The 1,511-nt window shown below is 64.9% G+C and carries 3 protein-coding genes; 1 reads left to right on the top strand and 2 read right to left on the bottom strand.

The window, feature by feature from the left end:
• Nucleotides 1-192, bottom strand: a 192-nt coding sequence (locus tag F4V54_RS10755) for an SDR family NAD(P)-dependent oxidoreductase (RefSeq protein WP_150387135.1), incomplete at its 3' end; no start/stop codon positions are given.
• A gap of 24 nt (nt 193-216) precedes the next feature.
• Nucleotides 217-351: a hypothetical protein gene (locus F4V54_RS11880; RefSeq protein WP_282958595.1), complete on the bottom strand. Its 135-nt coding sequence runs from the start codon at nt 349-351 to the stop codon at nt 217-219.
• Nucleotides 352-493: 142 nt separating this feature from the next.
• On the opposite strand from F4V54_RS11880, the gene F4V54_RS10750 reads away from it, so the two are divergent.
• Nucleotides 494-1,511, top strand: a 1,018-nt coding sequence (locus F4V54_RS10750; RefSeq protein ID WP_150387136.1) for a helicase-related protein, incomplete at its 3' end; no start/stop codon positions are given.

Below are 1,511 nucleotides of genomic sequence, written 5' to 3'. Positions count from 1 at the left end.
GTCGACGCTGGCCTGATCCGTCACGTCCAACCCCACACCCACGCCACCGATTTCGGCAGCGATGCGCTCACACTCCTCAGCGCGGCGGGCAGCAACGTAAACGGTCCAGCCGTCGGCGGCCAGCGCGCGGGCCGTGGCCTCCCCAATACCGGCGGAACCACCGGTGACTACTGCGATCTTGTTCTCAGCCATGCAGCTGAGTCTATCCCCCGGCCGCTAGCTTGCTTTCTCTTCGCCGAATTCGTCGAATTCATCGAACTCGTCGAGCCCGTCCATCACCAGATCCACTGCATTTCGCGGACTCTCCGCCACAATCGGCGGGTGGGCTTTCAAACTAAGGGCACCCACCATGTCCTCCCCCTTCGTTTTTCACTCTAAAAGCACGCGCGCGGCGAAGTAAAGGGAAAATTGTCCACTCTTGTGGGCATGTAGATTTGTCTGCGTGTCACACTTCGATCTCGCCGCCATCGGGGCGGGCCTACCGGTCGCGGGCATGGTGGATTCGCTGCCCGCGCGTGGCCCCGTCGTGGTCGAAGCACCGCCAGGAACAGGTAAAACAACGCTCGTGCCGCCCGCGATCAGCAACCTCGTGGACGGCACCACACTCGTTGTCGCGCCACGCCGCGTTGCGGTTCGTGCGGCTGCACGTCGTCTTTCGCTTCTCGACGCCTCCCCCCTCGGCACCCGCATCGGCTACTCCATCCGCGGCGAGCACAAAGACGGCTCACTGGTGGAGTTTGTCACCCCGGGCGTGTTGCTTAACCGGTTGCTCAAGGACCCGGAACTTGCTGGTGTGGGCGCGGTAGTGATCGATGAGGTTCACGAACGCCAGCTGGACACCGACTTAGTCCTGGCCATGCTGATGGAAGTGGCCTACCTGCGCGATGACCTCTACCTGGCCGCCATGTCTGCCACCTTGGACGCCCAAGCGTTGGCTGACCACATGGGTGCGCAGGTGGTGTCCACGGAGTCCGTGATTCACCCCCTGGATGTGAGCTACCACCCGCACCCCGGCCGTGCGGAGGGCACGCGGGAGTTCTACGAACATGTGGCAGGGCTAGCTGGTGGGGCTCCCGCTTCAGAGCGCACCCTTGTTTTCGTTCCGGGTGTGCGTGAGGTGGAGTTGGTGTGCAGCCACCTTCCCGATGCCGCGCCGCTGCACGGCCGGTTGAGTTCCCGCGAACAAGACGCAGCACTGGATGGGGATGCCGTCGTGGTGGTGGCCACCTCGATTGCGGAGTCCTCCATCACCGTCCCCGGTGTCCGTCGCGTGGTGGATGCTGGTCTCTCCCGCGTTCCCCGGCGCGATGCCAGCCGCGCCATGACGGGACTGGTCACCGTCTCCGCTGCCACGACCAGTGCGGACCAGCGCGCCGGGCGTGCTGGCCGCCTGGGACCTGGCACGGTGCTGCGCGCGTATTCCCAGTCGGACTACCAACACTTCGCCGCCGATATCGCCCCGGAGATCACCACCGCGGATCTCACCACCGCGGCGCTGACGATGGCGGCGT

The sequence above is a fragment of the Corynebacterium tuscaniense genome, assembly GCF_008693065.1.
In the GTDB taxonomy this organism is placed as follows: Bacteria; Actinomycetota; Actinomycetes; order Mycobacteriales; family Mycobacteriaceae; genus Corynebacterium; species Corynebacterium tuscaniense.
This window is presented reverse-complemented; position numbering and strand designations above follow the sequence as displayed.

Coding starts and splice junctions, on each gene's coding strand:
- F4V54_RS11880 (WP_282958595.1), bottom strand. CDS start 351: ATGGTGGGTGCCCTTAGTTTGAAAGCCCACCCGCCGATTGTGGCGGAG.